Below are 18207 nucleotides of genomic sequence, written 5' to 3'. Positions count from 1 at the left end.
CGGATACTAGGCGGGTGACCGGCGCGCCCCGTGGCGACACGTGCTGGGGCCCGGCCGCTGTCACCGGGTCAGTCCGGCCGGTGCGCGGCCACCGCGAACATCGTCACGGACATGTGCAGCGCGCCCCGCTCCGCCGCGTCGGTGAGATCGGCGTACAGCAGGTCGCGCCGCTCCTCGCTGATACTCCCCCGGCGCACGGCCGACTCGGCGAGCGCGCGCACCAGCGGCCAGGCCACCGACGCGTGGTCCTGGAGCAGCGCCTGCGACCCGCGGTCGTCGATCACCAGGCCCGCGGCGGCGCACTGACCGACCGGGCCGCGTCCGGCGTACGGGTTGGCCGCCGCGGTGAGCGCGCCCGAGGTGAGCGCGGCCACGGTCTCCGGATCGCCGGGGTGCACGATGGTGGTGGCCCAGTCGGTGTCGAGCAGGACGACCCGGCCGCCCGGGCGCAGCACCCGGGCGATCTCGTCGACCGCCCGCTGCGGTTCGGCCAGGTGCTGGAGTACGCGTTCGCACCAGACCACGTCCACGGAGGCGTCCGGCAGGGCGAGGGCGAGGGCGTCGCCGTCGGTGAAGCGGGCGGTGCTGCCGGACTCGGCCGCCCGCCGCCCGGCGACCTCGCGCAGTCCGGGGTTGGGCTCGATGCCGAGGGCGTCGCCCGTCGCGGTGACGGCGGCGGCCAGCGCGCAGGTCTGCGATCCGGTGCCGCTGCCGATGTCCAGGGCCCGTTCGCCGGGCCGGGCGGCCGGCGCGCCCGTGGCCCACGCGCGCAGCCGGCGCACTCCGTCGGCGGCCGCCTGCGCGTCGAGCGCGGCCACCAGCCGGCCGACCGCGCCGGCGCTCATGTTCCCCGTACGGAAGGCCGACCGCGGCCCCGTACGTCCCATACCGGCACTGTAGTCGCCGCGTGCCGGCCGGTACGGCGGCTCAGGCGGCCTCGGCCTCGCGCGGCTCCGCCGCGGTCCGGCCGGTCTCCCCGGCCCCGGAGCCGCTGCCCCGCACCAGGAAGAGGTGGCGGTGGGGCCGCGCATGACGCGGAGCCTCGTCCGGGCCGAACAACTTGTCCTCGTACCGGCCGAGGGCCAGCAGCAGACCCAACATCATCGGGGGTATACCCATAGCTATGAAGACCACGACGACTCCCTCGCACGCCCTGTTCTGACGGGTAGCCCGCATTCCGGCGCCGGAAAGTGGCGCGCGGTGAAGGGCGCGTGACGATCCTGTGCGTCCGCGGGAGGGTGACGCGGCCGGGCCGGTCGCACACGGCCGGCCCGCGGGTGAGGGAGGGTGGGTACCACTGAGTGCGGGAAAGCCCGCACTCGGACGGCAGGATGAGGGAAGAGCATGGCGACGTACGAATTCGTGCCCGAACTGGGTCACCAGCTGGACGCTCCCCTGGCCACGGAGGCGGACAAGGCCGCGGCCCAGCTCAAGGTCCGGCTGGAGGTGCTGGGGCTGACGAACGACCACTTCCAGGTGAGCGTCGAGAACGGCAGGGTGATCGTCACCGGGGACGCGGCCATACAGGAGCAGAAGGAGAAGATCCTGCTGGCCCTCGGCAACGTGGCCGGGGTCTCGGAGGTGGAGGACCGGGTGGACGTCGGGCAGGAGGGCATCACCCCCCGGTTCGTCACCGTGCGGGAGGGCGAGTCGCTGGCCGATCTGGCGGAGCGGGTCTACGGCGACACGGAGGCCACCGGCAAACTCCTGAAGGCCAATCACCCGCTGCTGACCTGCCCGGAGGACGCCTTCGAGGGGCTGGTGCTGCGCGCGCCCCACTGAGCGCCTGTGTTCATGTCCCCGGCCGGTTCACGACGGCACGGAGCGCGCCACCCTGAACCCGACGTCGTCGACCCGGAAGGCGGGATGGCTGCGCCGCCGTGCCGACGCCCGGCAGCTCCAGTGCTCGTCGAACCAGCCGCCGCCGCGCAGGACCCGGTAGCAGCCGTACACCTCGGGGTCGTAGCGGTCCCAGCACCAGTCCCAGACGTTGCCGAGCATGTCGTGGAAGCCCCAGGGGTTGGGCTGTCTGCCGCCGACTTCGTGGCTGCGTTCCCCGGCGTTGTCGCGGTACCAGGCGACGTCGTCGAGGGGCCCGTGGTGCGGTCCGGTCGTGCCGGCCCGGCAGGCGTGTTCCCACTCGGCCTCGGTCGGCAGCCGGTATCCGTCGGCGGAGGTGTCCCACGCGACGTCCTCGCCCTCCGGCCCGTCGCCCGGCGCGCCCTCGTGGCGGATGCGGTAGGCGGGCGCGAGATCCTCCAGGGCGGACAGGGCGTTGCAGAAGCGGACGGCGTCCCACCAGGAGACGCTCTCCACGGGGAGCCGGTCGCCGTCGGCCGCGCTCGGCCGGTCGCCGGTGACCTGCGCGTAGAGCGCCTGGGTGACCGGGACGGCGGCGAGCCGGTAGGGCTCGAGGGCGACGGGCCAGCTGCGCCGGGTCCTGCGGTCCGACAGGGTGATCCGCCCGGCCGGGACGGCGATCAGCTCGACGGCCGCGCCCGGTCTCTTCGGCTTCGTCTCCATGAGCGGGTGATTCCAGGGCAGTTGATCTCCTCGGGACGGGCCGGGGCTCCTACGGCCGGCGACCGTCTCCCCGGACCCGTCCCGTCTAGCCCGTCTGGAGGTGCGCCACCGCGGCCAGCGCCGCCGCGATCACGAGGACGGCCAGTCCGACCATGGCGCCGCGCAGACCCAGGACGCGTCTGACGGAGCTGCGGCCCGCCGGCAGCAGCGGGCGCTCGCGGCAGACACAGTGGTCGTGCGGGAGCACGGGCGAGTCGAGCCAGTAGGCGCCCAGAAGTCGCGCGTGACGCTGTGGGGACGAGGCATCGGTCATGCCGGGCAGAACGAGGGGCTCGGCCGCCCCGCCACGTGCTGGTCAACGAGATTTCCTGGTCTTCATACATCCGGGCGGTGTTGCGCCCGGCGGGGTTTGGACACGGATGTGGCTGGTCAGGGCCGTTCAGGCCACCGGGCGCGCGATCCCGCGGTCCAGGGTGGCCAGGCCCGCGCGTGCCGAGTCGCCGGCGCGCAGGGCCGCCCGGGTGACGGCGTCGTAGGCCCGGCGGACCGGGCCGAGGCGTTCGAGGCGGGGCGCGAGCGCGGACAGTGTGATCGCGAGGGCGACGCCCGTCCAGGCGAAGGGGCCGAGCGGGACGCAGCCGAAGAAGTGGCTGACTCCCGGGGTCTGCACCAGCGCGGCGAGGACGGCCGCGGAGCCGAGCGCGGTGGCCCACACCAGAGGGCTGTGCCGACGGCCCATCAGGGTCTGCGCGAGCTGGGCGCCCACCACCCCGCACAGGGCCATGGTGGAGGCGCGCCGCGCGGTGCCGGGCGTGCACCGGCCGATCAGGTACGCGGTGACGGCCCCCAGACAGGTGGTCACGCCCCGGCGCCGGATGTCGCGCAGCAGCGGCACACCCAGCATCTGCGTACCCATGGGTGCCGTGTCGGCGTGTGCCGCGGTGGCCCGGTCGTCGCTCGGGGTCACCGCGACCGCCATGGCCGGGAACATGTCGGTGAGCAGATTGACCAGCAGGAGCTGACGGGTCGACAGCGGTGACGCGCCGGACAGCAGGGTGCCCAGGACGCTGAAGCCGACCTCGCCCGCGTTCCCTCCGATGAGGATGCTGACGGCGTCGGCGACGCTGCACCACAGCGCCCGTCCCTCGGCGATGGCGTCGACGAGCACCGCCAGGTCGCCGTGGGTGAGGACGATGTCGGCGGCGTTGCGGGCCGCCGCCGAGCCGCGGGCCGCGATGCCCACGCCGACGTCGGCGGCCCGGATGGCGGCCGCGTCGTTGGCTCCGTCGCCGGTCATCGCCACGACCCGGCCCGCCTGTTGCAGCGACTCGATCACCTGGAGCTTCTGCTCGGGCGCGACCCGGGCGATCACCCCGGCGTCGCGCAGCAGGCGGGTGCGCTCCGCGCGTCCCGTGCCGAGCAGTTCGTCGCCCGTGACCACCACGGTCGTCTCCGGCCAGCCGAGCTGTACGGCGATGGCGCGGGCGGTCCCGGGATGGTCGCCGGTGAGCATGACGGGGACCACTCCGGCCCGGCGCAGGCCCGCCAGGAGCGCGGGGGACGTCTCGCGCGGGACGTCGGCGAGCGCGAGCAGGCCGCCGAACTCCAGGTCCGCGAGGTGCTCGGGGCACTCCGGGTCCTCGTCCCCGGCGCGGCGCCGGGCGAGGGCGAGGACCCGCAGCCCCTGTCCGGCCAGGGTGTGCGCGGTCCCGGTGGCGTGCTCGGGCAGGTCCCGGCAGGCGGGCAGCACGATCTCGGGGGCGCCCTTGACCACCAGCAGCCGGTCGCCGTCCCCGGTGTCGCCGACGGCCGCGGCGTAACCGCGGCTGGCCTCGAAGTGCAGCTCGTCCCGCGCGGTCCAGGCGCCGTCGGGCGGGGCGGCGGCCAGGACGGCCTCGTCGGTGGCGTGCACCGGGCGCCGCCCGTCGTCCCCTCGGGGCCGGGGGCAGGCCCGTGCCGCGAGGCGCAGCAGGTCCACGGCGGCCGCGTCGTCCGGGGCCAGCAGGGTGCCGTCGGCCGTGGCCACCTTGACCAGGCGCAGCCGGTTCTCGGTGAGCGTCCCCGTCTTGTCGAAGCAGACCGTGTCCACCCGGCCGAGCGCTTCCAGGGTGCGGGGGCTGCGCACCAGGACGCCCCGCCGGGACAGCCGGCGCGCCGCGGCCATCTGGGCCACGGTGGCCACCAGCGGCAGCCCCTCGGGCACGGCGGCGACGGCCACCGCGACGCCGCCGCTGACGGCCCGGCGTACGGGGCTGCCGCGCAGCAGTGCGAGAGCGGTGACGGCGGCGCCGCCGGCGAGGGTCACGGGCAGCGCCTTGCGGGTGAGCTCCTGGAGCCTGGCCTGGACCCCGGCGGGCGGCGGGGTGCGCGCGGCGAGGGTGACGGCGCGCCCCGCCTCGGTACGGTCGCCGGTGTTCACCACCAGGGCCGTGGCCTGTCCGGCGACGACGGTGGTGCCCTCGAAGACCATGCAGCCGCGCTGCCCGAGCGGCACGCCGGGCGTGGCCGCCACGTCCTTGCCGACCGGCAGGGACTCCCCGGTCAACGCCGACTCGTCCACCTCCAGACCGTCCGTCCGGAGCAGCCGGGCATCGGCGGGTACGACGTCGCCCGCGCCGAGCCGGATCTCGTCGCCGGGGCGCAGCCGGGCCGCGTCGACCGTGACCGCGCCCGAACTCCCGTCCGCCACGCGGGCCTTGGCGTTCTGCCCGGCCGCGAGACCGGCGAGCGCCCGCTCGGCGCGCAGCCGCTGGAGGCCGCCCGCGGTGGCGTTGAGGTCCATGGCGCCGAGGACGAGCAGCGCGTCGACGACCGAGCCGAGCAGCGCCGAGGCGGCGGCGCCGGTGGCGAGGACGGGGGTGAGCGGGTCGTCCAGCTCCCGGCAGACCGCGCCGGCCGCGCGGACCGCCCAGCGGGCCGGCGCCGCCGTGCGGTGCCCGGCCAGGCCGGCCGCCGCGCCGCGGACCCGGGCGGTGAGCAGGACCCGCAGGTCAGGTTCGGCGCGCTCCTCGTAGCGGCGCAGTCCGGCGCGTACCTGGTCGGGGGTGAGTTCGTGCCAGGAGACGCGGGGGCGGGGGCGGGGCGGGCCGCTCCCGGCGGCCCTGAGGGCCGCCTGCCAGCCGGTGAGCAGGGCCGCGCCGGCCGCGATGTTCACCGGCGAGTGCCGGGTGCCGGGCAGCCGTCCCCGGCCGGCGGCCGGGCGCTTGCCGTCCGCGACCATGAGCCCGGACAGCGCCGCTCCGGCGCGGGCCAGTGCCTGGGAGGCGGAGCCGGCCCGCCGGGCCGCGGGGATCGCGGCGAGCAGCCGCCACACGTCGGCGAGGCCGTCCCGGACCAGCACGTCGGCGCCCCAGACGACGGCGGAGTCCGGGTCCACGAGGGCGACGGCGACGTCACCGCCGAGCAGCCCGCCGAGTACGTCACGGCCCTCGGAGGCGGTGGCTCCGGGCGCGCCGGACGGTACGCGTGCGACGGTCACGACGACGTGCTCGTGCTCGCCCCCGCGCAGGGTGCGTACGACGTCCGTGAAGGCGCGGTGCGCGGGGGCGACCTCGTCGGCCAGGGTGGCGACGTCGCCGAGCACGGGGTCGTCCGTGACCACGACGTGCAGTCCGGCGCGGCGCGCGGCGTCGAGGACGGCCTCGACTTGGGGATCGACGGATTCGTCCCCGTCGCGGTGCAGGGCACCGGCGTGCAGTACGAGGGTGTCGGCGATCTCGAGCTGCTTGAGCCGTTCGCCGTCGAGGACGAGGACGCCGGCCCGGGCCAGCAGGGTGCCGAGCGTGGCCTGGAAGGCGGCGGGACCGTAGCGGGCTGCCTTCGGGGACCCGGCGAGGACGGCCTCCGCGGCCTCCGCCGTGTCGTGTTTGACGAGCAGGGTCGCGGCGGCGCCCGCGAGGCTGCCGGCCGCGGCGTGGGCCGCGTACTCCTGGGCGGGCGTGACGTGCCGCGGCGGCCGGACGCCGGGTGTCCGGCGCGGGGCGGACCGCCCGGGGCCCGTCAGGTCGTCGTGGGCGCGCTCGAACAGGACGGCCCGCGCCACCGCCTCGGTGAGCTGCCCCGCGCGGAGCACGCCGTCGAGCACGAGCGAGGCCGGTGACTGCCCGGCACCGTGGGCGGCCGCGTTCGCCGCGGCGAGGACGAGGTCCGCGCCGTCGCCGCCGAACCTGTCGCGCAGCAGGTGCCGGAAGCGCGGGTTCTCCCGCAGCAGCGTCACTCCCGCGGTGACGACCCGCGGCGAGGCCGGCACCCGCAACGCCCGGGCCGCACCGGCCCCCACGACACCGGCCACGTCACACACCAGCCCCCCGAGGGCGTGCCGGACACGGGCCGGGTCGGCGGGGTGCGCCCGCTCGTCCTGTGCGTCGGGCTCGTCGCCGGACGGCACCAGGCCGTGCTCCGCGGCGAGCGCGACCGCGTGGCGTTCCAGCTCGGCGGTCGCGGCGGTTTCGATGGTGGTGATGACGAGGCGGGTGAGGCCGTCGTCCCAGTAGGCGTCCAGGATGTCGGGGTGGGTCAGGAGAAGCTCGGCGAGGGTGCGGGCCGCGGCGGCGGTGGCCGTGCCCGGCGCGCCGCGCTCACCCGTCGCCCCGCGCTCACCCGTCGCCCCGCGCTCACCCATCGCCCCGCGCTCAGCCGGTGCCCCGCGCTCACCCGGCGCGTGCAGCGCGAGGTGCAGCCGCCGCCCGGCCCGCCAGTGCGGACCGCCGCGCACGACTCCGGCGGCGACGTGCCGCACCCGCAGCGCCGTGTCCCGTACCGCCACCGCGGTGCGTACGGCGTCCCGGGCAGCGCCGGCCGCGGCCCCCGCGGCGGCACCCACCAACTCCGCGACCGGGATCCGCCCCGGCCGGCCCGGCACCACGTGCCCGGGTCAGGCGTGCGGCGGCTGCTCGGGGTCGTCGGCCGCGGCCGGGACGGGCGGGCCGTCACCGGTCAGCGAGCTGTTCCAGTTCGGGACGTAGCCGGGGTGCGGGTTCACGCTCCACTGCGGCTCCGTGCCGCGGGCGGGCCCGTCCCCGGCGGCGAGGCTGCGCGGGCTGTACCGAGGGCTGTTCCGAGGAGTTCGCCCGGCGCCGTGCCCGTCTCGACGGTCACGGCCGTCGCCGTTTTCGCGGGCGGGCCGGGTGAGCCACGCGACCGCCGCGCCCGTCAGGGCGACCGGCCACTCGACCAGTCCCGCGACTCCGAGGACGCCCGCCCCGGTGTAGACGGCGATGCGTCTGCCGCGCGGCGAGACCGCCCCGATGGTGTCGAGGGCGCCGCCCGCCACCCTGGTCACCATCCCCACGCCGGGCAGCCGGCTCAGGAAGCCGACAGGACCACTCCCGGAGGACCGCTCCACGTCCTTCACGTCCGCCGCAGGGGACTTGTTCTCGCTCATCTCGGCCTCCATCGGTCGCCCGTTTCCGGCGGCTTCCCCGATTTCGCACGGTATGCCGCGACCGCCGTCCCCGCATCCGAGCCGAGGCCGAACAGCTCAAGCGGGCCTCGTCCGGCTCCCGGAGGCGGGCCGGAACGCGTCGGCGCGCACATGCCGCAGCACGCGGCTCGCGACCCGGTAGCGGCCGTTGGGCAGCCGGGCCGACCTGGTCACGTGCACCGCGAGCGGTCCCGCCCACTCGTAGCCCTTGCGTTCGCCGTGCCGGGCGAGGCGGTCGGTGAGCAGCTGGTCTATGCGGTTTCCGCGGCGTTCGAGCTCGTCGTGGGCGTGCTCGGCGAGCTCGACGTCGTAGGCGTTCGGAACGACGATACGGTCCTGACTGCACACGACCGCGTTGTCGTCGCACTCGCGGCGCAGCGCGTCGAGGAGTTCCACGGGGTCCTTCTGGCGGACGTGCGCGAGCAGTGACGTTCCCCAGCGCTCCAGCGCCCGCTCCAGACCGGTCAGTGTGCTCACGCCCTACCGCCCCTCGTTCTCCTCGAAGTCGTCCGGACGGACCCGGGCCTCCTCCAGCGCCTCGCGCAGGGTGCGGCCCGTACCGCCGCGGGCATGGAGCTGCTCCTCGCGGTTCTCCAGCAGCGGCTCGGTGGTGTCGGTCTTGCGGCGGTTCTCTTCGGGGACGGTCATGGGGGGCTGCTCCTCGCTCGTTCACTGTGTCGCTTTGTCGCTTCTTCACTCGCGGGTTCCCGGCCTGCGGGCATCGACTCCTGCCGGCTGCCCGGTGCCGGGCGCGGGGTGCCGGCGGTCAGAGCAGATCGCGCGGCACCGTCTCGTTCCAGGTGCGGGAGAAGACCCTGCGGTCGCCCTCGTAGCCGTCCAGGGTGGCGTCCACGAAGAAGGCGTTCTCGTCGCAGGCGAGCCGGGTGTGCGTCTCGACGCGTACGTCCCAGTCGTCGCGCCGGAAGCGCATGGTCCAGGTGGACTCGCCGGTGGCGGAGGTGAAGTCGTCGGCGACGGCCGCGTACCGCTCGTAGGCCCGGCGCCCGACGTCGAGCCCGATCTCGTCGTAGCGGATCAGGCCCTGGTCCTTCACGATCTCCAGTTCCGCCCGGTAGTCGACCAGGTCGCGCCTGACCTCCCAGCGGCCCTCCGGCGGTTCCAGGCGGGTGGTGGGCAGCGGCGGGGTGCCCTCCGGTTCCTCGAAGGGGGCCGCCGGCACCTCGTCGAGCGCGTCCGCCGGGCGGACCGGCAGGGTGAGCGCGCTGCCGCCCTCGTACACGCTGAGCAGTGCGGGGCGCGGGGGCGGCCAGGCGAGCGGCCAGTAGGAGGTGGACAGCGACAGGCGGAGGCGGTGGCCGGGCGGGAACGCCTGGGCCACGCCGTTGAGCTGGACCGTCGCACGGTAGCGGCGGCCGGGTTCGAGCGGTTCGGGCTGTTCGGTGTCGTCCCGCCGGGTCAGGTTGAGCAGGCCGTAGGTGACCCGGGTGGCCGCGCCGTCGGGGCCGACGTCGGAGAGGCGGGCGGCCACCATGGCGATCGGTTCGTCCGCCGAGAGCTCCAGTTCCACGGTCGGCGAGCCGAGGATCTCCAGGCGCTCGGCGAGCGGTTCGGTCTCGAAGACGAGCGAGCCGCCGTCCTCCTCGCGCTGGTCGTAGGGCAGGTCCGGGGGCGCGTTGTAGGACGCCCACTTGCCCGCGAACTGGCCGACGGACAGCGGCGAGCGCACCGTCATCGTCCCGCCCTCGCCCTCGGACGGGACGGTGGTGTCAGGGGGGTTGATCCGGTGCCTGCTCAGGGGGTGGGTGACGGAGGTGATGTGCGGGGACGGCCACGTCGGTTCGGCGACCCAGCGACCCGGCCGCTCCTCGTACGACGTGGACGGAGGCACGCTGTCCTGCATCCAGGTGCGGAGCATGGGGCCGTCCATGACGCCGTTGTCGGCGCCCTTGAGCCAGTGGTCCCACCAGCGGACCACTTCCTGGAGGTAGCCGATGGCGGGTCCCGGCTCGCCGAGGTGCGGGAACTTGTGCGACCACGGCCCGATCAGACCCTTGCGGGGCACGTCGAGGTTGCCGAGCAGCCGGGTCACGGCGTTGGAGTAGCCGTCCGCCCAGCCGCTGGAGGCCAGCACCGGGCAGCGCACGTCCGCGTAGTTCTCGGCGACCGAGGCGTGCCGCCAGTAGTCGTCGCGGCGCTGGTGGCGCAGCCACGGCAGCACCCAGGGCCCGGCGTTCTCGAGGCGTTCGTGCCACATGGCGCGCCAGCGGTCGCCGACCACGGCGGGGTCCGGCGGGCAGGTGGCGTAGGCGAACATGGTGCCCGCCTCGGCGAGGTTGTCGGAGAGCATGGCGCCGCCCATGTAGTGCATGTCGTCGGCGTGCCGGTCATCGGTGAACGAGGCGATGACGACGGCGCGCAGGCTCGGCGGACGCCGGGCCGCGACCTGGAGGGCGGCGAAGGCGCCCCAGGAGATGCCCATCATGCCGGTGGCGCCGTCGCACCAGGGCTGCTCGGCGAGCCAGGCGAGGATCTCCTCGGCGTCGGCCTGCTCCCGCTCCAGGTACTCGTCCTCGAGCACGCCCTCCGACTCGCCGGTGCCGCGCAGGTCGACGCGGACGCAGGCGTAGCCGTGCCCGGCGATGTAGGGGTGGTGGACGGAGTCGCGCACGGAGGTCAGATCGCGCTTGCGGTACGGGATGCACTCCAGGACCGCGGGGACCGGCTCGCCGTCCGACGAGGTGGGGCGCCAGGCACGGGCCGACAGCCGGACCCCGTCGGACATGGGGATCCAGATGTGCTCTTCCTCTTTGATGGTGTACGGCAGGTTGCTCACGTAACGCATACGGCGTCCGCGCTCCTTTCTGTCGGTCCGCTCTGTGTCGGTCCGCTCTCAGTCGAAGGCGAGGCCGAGTCCGGCCACGCAGTGGTCGAACTTGGCCCGCAGGTCGTCCTCGCTGCTCCCGCCGGTGAAGACGTGGGCCAGTTCGTAGCTGTAGCTGTCCTGCTGGGGCAGTTCGGACAGGCGCTGGCCCTGCCGGGGCACCACGTCCACGCGCAGTCCGGCCGTCTCCCGTTCGATGCGGGCGACGTCCTCGGCCGAGGGCACCCGGCTCACCGTGCCGTCGGTGAACCAGCGGTGGTACCACTTGGCCGCCACGGCGTGGGAGCCCTCCCCGGCCGGCATGCGCGGGTCCTCGCCGAGGGCGAGGGCGAGCATGCAGTGGTGGTTGGGGACGCCGTCGACGAACTGGAACAGCTCGGCGTGCGACTGCGAGTGCCGGGGGTTGATCTCCAGCAGGCCGATCTCCCGCGTCGCCGGGTCGTAGAAGTACTCGACGCTGAAGGTGGCCCCGTCGAAGCCGATCTGCCGCATGACGCGTCCGGTGACGTCGTGGAGCCGGCGGAGCACCTCCGGGGGCAGCGCCGAGGGGTACTGGTGGCGCAGGAAGGACGAGGTGTCCGGGTAGTTGATGGAGTCGAGGACGCCGTAGACGGTCACCTCGCCCTCGTGGACGTAGCCCTCGACGGCCACCTGGATGCCCGTCATGGCTTCCTCGGCGAGGCAGACCTGGGCGCCGACGCCTTCCATCTCCGGGGGCAGTCCGACGCGGTCGAGGATGTCCTCGAAGGGACGGCCGACCCTCGCTATGCCCTCGCGTATCTCGGCGACGGCGGCCCGGAACTCGTCCATGTCCTTGACTCCGAAGGCCAGTTCCGAGGAATAGGACAGGGCGGGTTTGAGCCACATCGGGAACCGGACGCCCTCGGGCGGCCGGGGGTCCCCGGCGTCCAGGTCGACGCGCCCGAACCGCGGGTGCCGGTCGGTGACCTTCCGCTGTTCCAGCCTGCTCCAGTACTTGTGCTCGCACTTCACGACCGATTCCAGGCTGGTGTGGCGGGTGCCGTAGCGCTCGCCGAGGATCGGCACGAGGGTGCTGACCGGAAAATCCCAGTACCCGACGACAGCGTCGATGCGGCCTTCAAAAGCGTCCAGCTCGCTCTGCGCCCGGTCGAGCAGACGGGGTACGGACACCTCGCCGCCCTGGAGTTCGCCGATCGTCAGCAGCGGACGGAAGTTCAGGTGTTTCGCCCCCGGTACGGCTTGCAGCGTGGGCAGGTTGGCCTCGTCGAGGCCGAGGACGAAGACGTTCTTCGCTGTCTCGTCGGACACGGGTCACCTTCCGCTCGGGGTCAAGGTCACGTGGGGAGGTCGGCGGGGTACCCGCCAGTCGCTCCGCCAATCACACCGGTACGCGCCGTGAGTTGGGCATCACTCGCGGCTCGCCCGCCACTCCCCCGGCCGGGGGCACCGCCACGGAGGCAGGTGTGACCCCCCGGTCCCGGGAAACCCGTAAGCGCATGTTCCTGATGAGACGGTCGGTACCGGCACCCGGGTCCACACGCGAACGGAGGTAGACGTGCTCTTCCTTGTCCTGGCCCTGCTCCTGCTGGCCGTCGTGGTCGGCTCGGCCGCATACATCCCGTGGCCCGTGACGGTGGTCGCGGCCCTGGCCATCGCCTGCTGGCTGGCGGTGTTCACCGTGCGCGAGCGGCGGCGGCGCGGCCGTCCCGGAAAGGTGTGACCCATGCGGCTGACAGCACCCCCACGGCGTGAGACCGGACGGCGGGACACCGAGGGGATGGCGGTCGCCTCCTTCGTCCTGGGCCTCGTGGGACTGCTCGTACTGAACTTCGTCCTGGGGCCGATAGCCATCGTCCTGGCGCTCCTCGCACTGCGCCGGGACACCCCCCGCCGCTTCCGTGCCCAGCTCGGACTGGTCCTCGGCGTGGCCGACATCGTGCTCCTGGCCGTCCTGATGGCGGCGGACGGAACCATGTCCTGGAGCATCCTCGGCTGACCCCGAGTACGGCGGAGGTCCCGCGCACCGACCGACACAAGCGATCCAAGGAGGTTGTCATGGAGAACTGGCGGGAGTACGCGCGATGCCGCGACACCGATCCCGACCTGTTCTTCCCCGTCGGCACAACAGGTCCGGCGCTGCTGCAGATCGAGGAGGCGAAGGCCGTCTGCCGGCGCTGCCGGGTCCGGGAGGAGTGCCTGCGGTGGGCGCTCGACACCGGGCAGACCATCGGGGTGTGGGGCGGTACCAGTGAAGGTGAACGGCGGTCGCTGAAACGGCGGATGCCCAGTCGCCGCCGGGACGGTCCGGCGGCCTAGGCGGTGCCGACCACGACCATGACGGGGAACGCGCCGGCCCTGGGCCCGGCCGCCGGAGCGCGGCCCGGAGCGGAGCGCGTCGTCCCGTCCGCGAGAACCGGGAAGGCGAGATGGCAACCGAGCCGCAGTGGGACCCCGACCTGGCCCCCGAGGAGACCGGAGAGACCTCAGAGACCGTAAGCCACATCAGCACGTACGCGGGGCGGCTGGGCGACGTCACCGGCGCGCGCCTGGCGGCGGAGACCTATCTGCGCGCGCTCGCGCTGGTGTCGCCGCCCTCCGCGGCGGAGCGCTGGGACGACGTCCTGCTGGTGGTGACGGAACTGGCCGCCAACGCGGTCCAGTACGCGCCCGGCCCCTTCCGTCTGGAGCTGCGCCGCACCTTCGACGGCGACGGCGTTCACGTACTGCTGCACGACACGAGTACGACCCTGCCCGCGCCCCGCTCCTTCCGGCCGAGCGGGGGCGGCGGCGGAGTCGGCTGGCACCTGATCCGGGCGCTGAGCGACGAGGTCGGCGCGGTCGCGGGTCCCGACGGCAAGGACGTGCACGTCTTCCTGCCGTGGTGAGAGCCCGGACCGGACGACCGGACCGCGGCCCGACAGCGGCCCTGCGGAAGCCGACGCGCCGCGGTAGCTGGGAGTCCGGACGGTCCCTCGTCCCGGACTCCCAGCTACCGCGGCGCTCTCGTGCGTCCCGGCGCGGGCGGTGCCGCCCGCCGGTCAGACATCCGTGGGCAGACCGCTCACCTCCGCGATGCCGCGCAGTTCCTCGTCCTGGCGGTGCCGCTCGCCGATGAAGTCGGCGATCTCCCGGCACTTGACGGGGTCGGCCGCCGTACCCGAGTCGGTGACGACCCGGACGGGTCCGGCCTCCTCGGTCTCGATCTCGACGATCTGGTTGTCCAGGCGGCCCGTGACGGCGACCGCGACGACGAGCGACGCCTCGTCCCGGACCTCCTGCGACACGCTCTCGCTCTCCGTGTCGTCCAGGCTCAGTTCGATCGGACCCGCGCGCTGCTCCTGGATCGCCTCCAGCACTGGTTCGACCATGCGCAGCAGCACCGCGTAGTCCGCCGGCGCCATCCGGACTCGCAGCAGGTCGAGGTACAGGTCCACGGGCCGGCCTTCCGGCGGAAGCTCTGATTCGGTCATGGGACTCGACTTCCCCAATGTGGGCGACGTGATCGCATCTGCGTCCAGAATCGTGGGACTTCGCTCCCGCCGCCGCGCGGGAGCCTCCCGGGACGGCGGCCCGGCGGCGGAAATGCCGCTCCGATCGCCCGCCGCGCCGGTGTCCGCGCGGCCGGGAACCGGCCGCGGCCCCACTTCCGTGTGAATCCCCCATTTGCGTGAGCATCATGCGCACAGGTGGGGTACTAGGGGGTCTCACGCCCGTTCCCTCCGGAGGACCTCCTTGATTCCGTTCGTGCACAGAACGCTCGTCATGCAGCTGGAAATGGACGTCGCGGGCCGTTTCCCGGTCGTGACCCACATGACGTACGACGCCGGCGACCCTTTCGCCGTGACCTTGGAGTTCAGCCACGAGGGCCGGGTCCTCGCCCGGTGGCGACTGGACCGCCAGATGCTCGCCGACGGGATGGAACGGCCCGTCGGCGAGGGGGACGTGCACATGCGCCCCCAGTCCGACGGGACGTGGGAGGAGGTGCGCATGCAGTTCTTCGGCGAGCCGGAGCCCGACGGCCACCGGCACACCGCGGTGATCGTGGCCTGGAGTCCCGCGGTGGCGTCGTTCCTCGACGAGACGTACGAGGCGGTCAGGCCAGGGCACGAGGAGGTGTGCCTCGACGGGTTCCTCGCCGAGGTCATCGCCGGGGGCTGAGCCGGTCACCGGGGGCTGAGCCGGGTGTCGAACGGGTGCGGGGAGGCCGGTCCGGGCGCCCCGTCCACCGGCCGGGGGTCTCGTGGCGCGGCCGGGGGCAGCAGCGCCGTGCCCTCCCGCCGGCGTGGCGCCGCGTCCACCCGTCCGGCGGTGATCCAGTTTCCGCGGCGCCGGCCCGGGCACCCGGCGCGCATGCGCTCCTTCCCCGCCCCTCCGGCCGATCAGACGGCTGCCCTGCTGTTCAGGGGTTATTCCTGGCTGCCGGACCGGATGCGCCGTGCGGCGGGTCCGGTCGTCCGCGCCCGGCTGCTCGGCCGTACCGCCGTGGCCCTGCGCGGCCCGGACGCCGTGCGGTTCTTCTACGACGAGCGGCACGTGCACCGGCACGGCGCGCTGCCCGAGCCGGTCCGCGCGACGCTGTTCGGCGAGGGCGCGGTGCACACGCTGGACGGCGAGGCGCACCGGGTCCGCAAGGCCATGTTCCTGGGCCTGCTGGTGCCGCCCGCCCGCGTCGCCGATCTGGTCGAGGAGACCACCGCCGCCTGGGACGAGGCGGTGGCGGGCTGGCGCGAGCGGCCCGCGGTCGTGCTCTTCGACGAGGTCGCGAAGGTGCTCACCGCCGGGGTCTGCCGGTGGGCCGGGATCCCGGTGTCCTCCGCACTGCTCGGCGCCACGTCCCAGGACCTGGTGGCGATGGTCGACGGCTTCGCCACCCCGGGCGTGCGGCACTGGCGGGCCCGCGCGGCCCGCGGCCGGTGCGAGACCTGGCTCGCCGCGCTGGTGGCGGACGTGCGGTCGGGGGTGATCACGGTTCCGGAGGGTTCGGCGGTGGCCGTCGTGGCCGCGCACCGGGACGCCGACGGCAGCCGGCTGGACGCGCACACGGCGGCCGTGGAACTGCTCAACATCATCCGGCCGACCGTCGCGGTCTCCTGGTTCGTCACCTTCGCGGCGCACGCCCTGCACCGCTGGCCCGGGACCCGGGAGCGGCTCCAGGCGGACGACGCCGCCTACAGCGCCGCCTTCGTCCACGAGGTGCGCCGCTTCTACCCCTTCGCCCCGTTCGCCGGCGGCCGGGCAGCCGCCGAGCTGTCCTGGCGGGGCGAACGCATCCCGGCCGGCGCGCTCGTCCTGCTCGACGCGTACGGGCAGAACCACGACGCGGAGCTGTGGGGCGACCCGTACGCCTTTCGTCCCGAGCGGTTCCTGGCCCGGCCCGTGGACCGCGACGAGCTGATCCCGCAGGGCGGCGGCGATCCGTCGGACGGCCACCGGTGCCCGGGCGAGGCGGTCACCATCGCACTGCTCGAAGCCCTGACCGTCCGGCTGGCGCGGCTGGGATACGACGTCCCGGTGCAGGACCTGACGATCCCGCTGCGGCGCATCCCGACCCGGCCGCGCAACGGCTTCCGCATCACCTCCGTACGGCCCCTGGACTGAGCGCCGCGGGCCGCGGCGGCGGGGCGCGTACGGCCGTCCCGGTGCCGTGAGTGATCCACGCGCCCGGAATCGTGGTAGATCGGGAGGGAACGCCACAAACAGGTCGAAGGAGTCGACGAGCGTGACGGACGTATCCAGCACCGGTCCAGCCCCGGACGACCGCCGGAAGGTGCTCACCAACCGGCAGGGCCACCCGGTCTACGACAACCAGAACCAGCGCACCGTGGGCGCCCGCGGGCCCGCGACGCTGGAGAACTACCAGTTCCTCGAGAAGATCAGCCACTTCGACCGCGAGCGCATCCCGGAGCGCGTCGTGCACGCCCGCGGCGTCACCGCGTACGGCTATTTCGAGGCGTACGGGGCCTTCGGTGAGGAGCCCATCGCACGGTTCACACGGGCGAAGCTGTTCGCCGAGCGGGGCAAGCGGACGGACCTGGCGGTGCGGTTCTCCACGGTGATCGGCGGCCGTGACTCCTCCGAGGCCAACCGGGATCCGCGCGGTTTCGCGGTGAAGTTCTACACCGAGGACGGCAACTGGGACCTCGTCGGCAACAACCTGGGGGTCTTCTTCATCCGGGACGCCATCAAGTTCCCCGACGTCATCCACGCGCTGAAGCCGGACCCCGTCACCTTCGAGCAGCAGCCGCGCCGGATCTTCGACTTCATGTCGCAGACCCCCGAGGCGATGCACATGCTCGTCAACCTCTTCAGCCCGCGCGGCATCCCGGCCGACTACCGCCACCAGCAGGGCTTCGGCGTCAACACGTACAAATGGGTGAACGCGGACGGCGACACCCTGCTCGTCAAGTACCACTGGATGCCCAAGCAGGGCGTGCGCAGCATGACCGAGGAGGACGCCGCCAACGTCCAGGCGAACAGCACGGGCCACGCCACGAAGGACCTGTACGAGGCGGTCGCCCGCGGTGACTTCCCCGAGTGGGAGCTGCTGGTCCAGGTGATGGAGGACCACGACCACCCCGAGCTGGACTTCGACCCGCTGGACGACACCAAGACCTGGCCCGAGCAGGACTTCCCGCCGAAGCCGGTGGGGCGGATGGTGCTGGACCGGATGCCCGCCGACTTCTTCGCGGAGAACGAGCAGATCTCCTTCGGCACCGGCGTCCTGGTCGACGGCCTGGACTTCTCCGACGACAAGATGCTGGTCGGCCGCACCTTCTCCTACAGCGACACCCAGCGCTACCGGGTCGGTCCGAACTACCTCCAGCTCCCGGTCAACCAGGCGAAGAACGCCGAGGTGCACACCAACCAGCGGGACGGCCTGATGACCTATCAGGTCGACGACAGCGGCGCCGATCCGACCGTCAACTACGAGCCGTCGATCCGCGGCGGACTGCGCGAGGGCCAGTACCCCACGCACGACGAGCAGGGGCCCGAGATCCGGGGCCGGCTCACCCGCAAGCGGATCCCGCGCACCAACGACTACCTCCAGGCCGGTCAGCGTTATCTGCTGATGGAGGACTGGGAGCGGGACGAGCTGGTCAGCAATTTCGTCAATCTGCTCTCCCAGTGCGACCGGCCGGTGCAGGAGCGGATGGTCTGGCACTTCCTGCTGGTGGAGAACGACCTCGGCCGCAGGGTGGGCGACGGACTCGGCATCGGCCCGCAGGACGTCTCCCACCTGGAGCCGCTGCGCGGCCAGACCCTCACCGACGAGGACCGCCGGCGCCTGGCCGACCTCGGCGACAACCCGCCCCGGGACGTCACCGGACTCACCATGACCCACTGCGTCCCCGACACCCGGCACACGGTGACCCGCGACGGCGCCTGACCATCAGCCGCCGTAGGTCCACGGCGTTGAGCGGCTGGATCGCGATCCAGC

General features: G+C 73.9%; 19 protein-coding genes. 8 read left to right on the top strand and 11 right to left on the bottom strand.

Annotation, left to right across the window (positions count from 1 at the left end; translation table 11 throughout):
- Positions 1-68: 68 nt before the first annotated feature.
- Together ACFV6E_RS39760 and ACFV6E_RS39755 are read right to left on the bottom strand one after the other, a co-directional pair.
- Positions 69-887 carry a methyltransferase domain-containing protein gene (locus tag ACFV6E_RS39760; protein WP_385468455.1) on the bottom strand — a complete coding sequence of 273 codons (819 nt, stop codon included), beginning with the start codon at positions 885-887 and terminating at the stop codon, positions 69-71.
- Positions 888-927: 40 nt separating this feature from the next.
- Positions 928-1134, bottom strand: a complete 207-nt coding sequence (locus tag ACFV6E_RS39755) for a hypothetical protein (RefSeq protein WP_385171614.1) — start codon at positions 1132-1134, stop codon at positions 928-930.
- 210 nt (positions 1135-1344) lie between these two features.
- Between ACFV6E_RS39755 and ACFV6E_RS39750 the strand changes: the two genes are divergently transcribed.
- Positions 1345-1782, top strand: coding sequence for a BON domain-containing protein (locus ACFV6E_RS39750; protein ID WP_385171617.1), 438 nt, complete (start codon positions 1345-1347; stop codon positions 1780-1782).
- A 27-nt stretch (positions 1783-1809) separates the two neighbouring features.
- Here the strand turns inward: ACFV6E_RS39750 and ACFV6E_RS39745 are convergent, their stop codons facing one another.
- From ACFV6E_RS39745 to ACFV6E_RS39710, 8 genes are all read right to left on the bottom strand, one after another.
- The gene (locus tag ACFV6E_RS39745) at positions 1810-2523 is read right to left on the bottom strand and encodes a formylglycine-generating enzyme family protein (RefSeq protein WP_385468452.1); all 714 of its coding nucleotides are present in this window, start codon (positions 2521-2523) and stop codon (positions 1810-1812) included.
- A gap of 85 nt (positions 2524-2608) precedes the next feature.
- Positions 2609-2836 (bottom strand): hypothetical protein, encoded by a 228-nt coding sequence (locus tag ACFV6E_RS39740; protein WP_385171622.1) that lies wholly within the window; start codon positions 2834-2836, stop codon positions 2609-2611.
- Between the two features lie 126 nt (positions 2837-2962).
- The gene (locus ACFV6E_RS39735) at positions 2963-7345 is read right to left on the bottom strand and encodes an HAD-IC family P-type ATPase (protein ID WP_385468449.1); all 4383 of its coding nucleotides are present in this window, start codon (positions 7343-7345) and stop codon (positions 2963-2965) included.
- 51 nt (positions 7346-7396) lie between these two features.
- On the bottom strand, positions 7397-7906 hold the full coding sequence (locus ACFV6E_RS39730) for a hypothetical protein (protein ID WP_385468446.1): 510 nt from the start codon (positions 7904-7906) through the stop codon (positions 7397-7399).
- Positions 7907-8002: 96 nt separating this feature from the next.
- Positions 8003-8422, bottom strand: a complete 420-nt coding sequence (locus tag ACFV6E_RS39725) for a DUF3662 domain-containing protein (protein WP_385468443.1) — start codon at positions 8420-8422, stop codon at positions 8003-8005.
- A 3-nt stretch (positions 8423-8425) separates the two neighbouring features.
- Positions 8426-8593 (bottom strand): hypothetical protein, encoded by a 168-nt coding sequence (locus tag ACFV6E_RS39720; protein WP_385171634.1) that lies wholly within the window; start codon positions 8591-8593, stop codon positions 8426-8428.
- Between the two features lie 118 nt (positions 8594-8711).
- Positions 8712-10748 carry a CocE/NonD family hydrolase gene (locus ACFV6E_RS39715; protein ID WP_385468440.1) on the bottom strand — a complete coding sequence of 679 codons (2037 nt, stop codon included), beginning with the start codon at positions 10746-10748 and terminating at the stop codon, positions 8712-8714.
- A 48-nt stretch (positions 10749-10796) separates the two neighbouring features.
- A complete protein-coding gene (locus ACFV6E_RS39710) occupies positions 10797-12077 on the bottom strand; it encodes an acetyl-CoA carboxylase biotin carboxylase subunit family protein (protein ID WP_385468437.1) in 1281 nt (426 codons plus the stop codon).
- A 247-nt stretch (positions 12078-12324) separates the two neighbouring features.
- On the opposite strand from ACFV6E_RS39710, the gene ACFV6E_RS39705 reads away from it, so the two are divergent.
- The 4 genes from ACFV6E_RS39705 (at position 12325) to ACFV6E_RS39690 (ending at position 13654) form a co-directional block, all read left to right on the top strand.
- Positions 12325-12489 (top strand): hypothetical protein, encoded by a 165-nt coding sequence (locus tag ACFV6E_RS39705; protein ID WP_385171641.1) that lies wholly within the window; start codon positions 12325-12327, stop codon positions 12487-12489.
- Positions 12490-12492: 3 nt separating this feature from the next.
- Entirely contained in the window at positions 12493-12765 is a 273-nt protein-coding gene (locus ACFV6E_RS39700; protein ID WP_385171643.1) for a DUF4190 domain-containing protein, read from the top strand.
- Positions 12766-12824: 59 nt separating this feature from the next.
- Complete coding sequence (locus ACFV6E_RS39695) at positions 12825-13085, top strand: WhiB family transcriptional regulator (RefSeq protein ID WP_385171645.1); 261 nt, start codon at positions 12825-12827, stop codon at positions 13083-13085.
- A 110-nt stretch (positions 13086-13195) separates the two neighbouring features.
- The gene (locus ACFV6E_RS39690; protein WP_385468434.1) at positions 13196-13654 is read left to right on the top strand and encodes an ATP-binding protein; all 459 of its coding nucleotides are present in this window, start codon (positions 13196-13198) and stop codon (positions 13652-13654) included.
- A 153-nt stretch (positions 13655-13807) separates the two neighbouring features.
- Here ACFV6E_RS39690 and ACFV6E_RS39685 read toward each other — a convergent pair whose 3' ends face one another.
- Positions 13808-14239 carry a hypothetical protein gene (locus ACFV6E_RS39685; RefSeq protein ID WP_385171650.1) on the bottom strand — a complete coding sequence of 144 codons (432 nt, stop codon included), beginning with the start codon at positions 14237-14239 and terminating at the stop codon, positions 13808-13810.
- A gap of 292 nt (positions 14240-14531) precedes the next feature.
- Between ACFV6E_RS39685 and ACFV6E_RS39680 the strand changes: the two genes are divergently transcribed.
- The 3 genes from ACFV6E_RS39680 to ACFV6E_RS39670 all read left to right on the top strand — a co-directional run bounded on the left by ACFV6E_RS39680 (position 14532) and on the right by ACFV6E_RS39670 (position 18156).
- On the top strand, positions 14532-14927 hold the full coding sequence (locus ACFV6E_RS39680; RefSeq protein ID WP_385171653.1) for an SsgA family sporulation/cell division regulator: 396 nt from the start codon (positions 14532-14534) through the stop codon (positions 14925-14927).
- 192 nt (positions 14928-15119) lie between these two features.
- Positions 15120-16367 (top strand): cytochrome P450, encoded by a 1248-nt coding sequence (locus tag ACFV6E_RS39675; RefSeq protein WP_385468431.1) that lies wholly within the window; start codon positions 15120-15122, stop codon positions 16365-16367.
- A gap of 121 nt (positions 16368-16488) precedes the next feature.
- Positions 16489-18156, top strand: a complete 1668-nt coding sequence (locus ACFV6E_RS39670; RefSeq protein WP_385171658.1) for a catalase — start codon at positions 16489-16491, stop codon at positions 18154-18156.
- Positions 18157-18207: the final 51 nt, after the last annotated feature.

It is taken from the genome of Streptomyces sp. NPDC059785, from assembly GCF_042732375.1.
In the GTDB taxonomy this organism is placed as follows: Bacteria; Actinomycetota; Actinomycetes; order Streptomycetales; family Streptomycetaceae; genus Streptomyces.
This window is presented reverse-complemented; position numbering and strand designations above follow the sequence as displayed.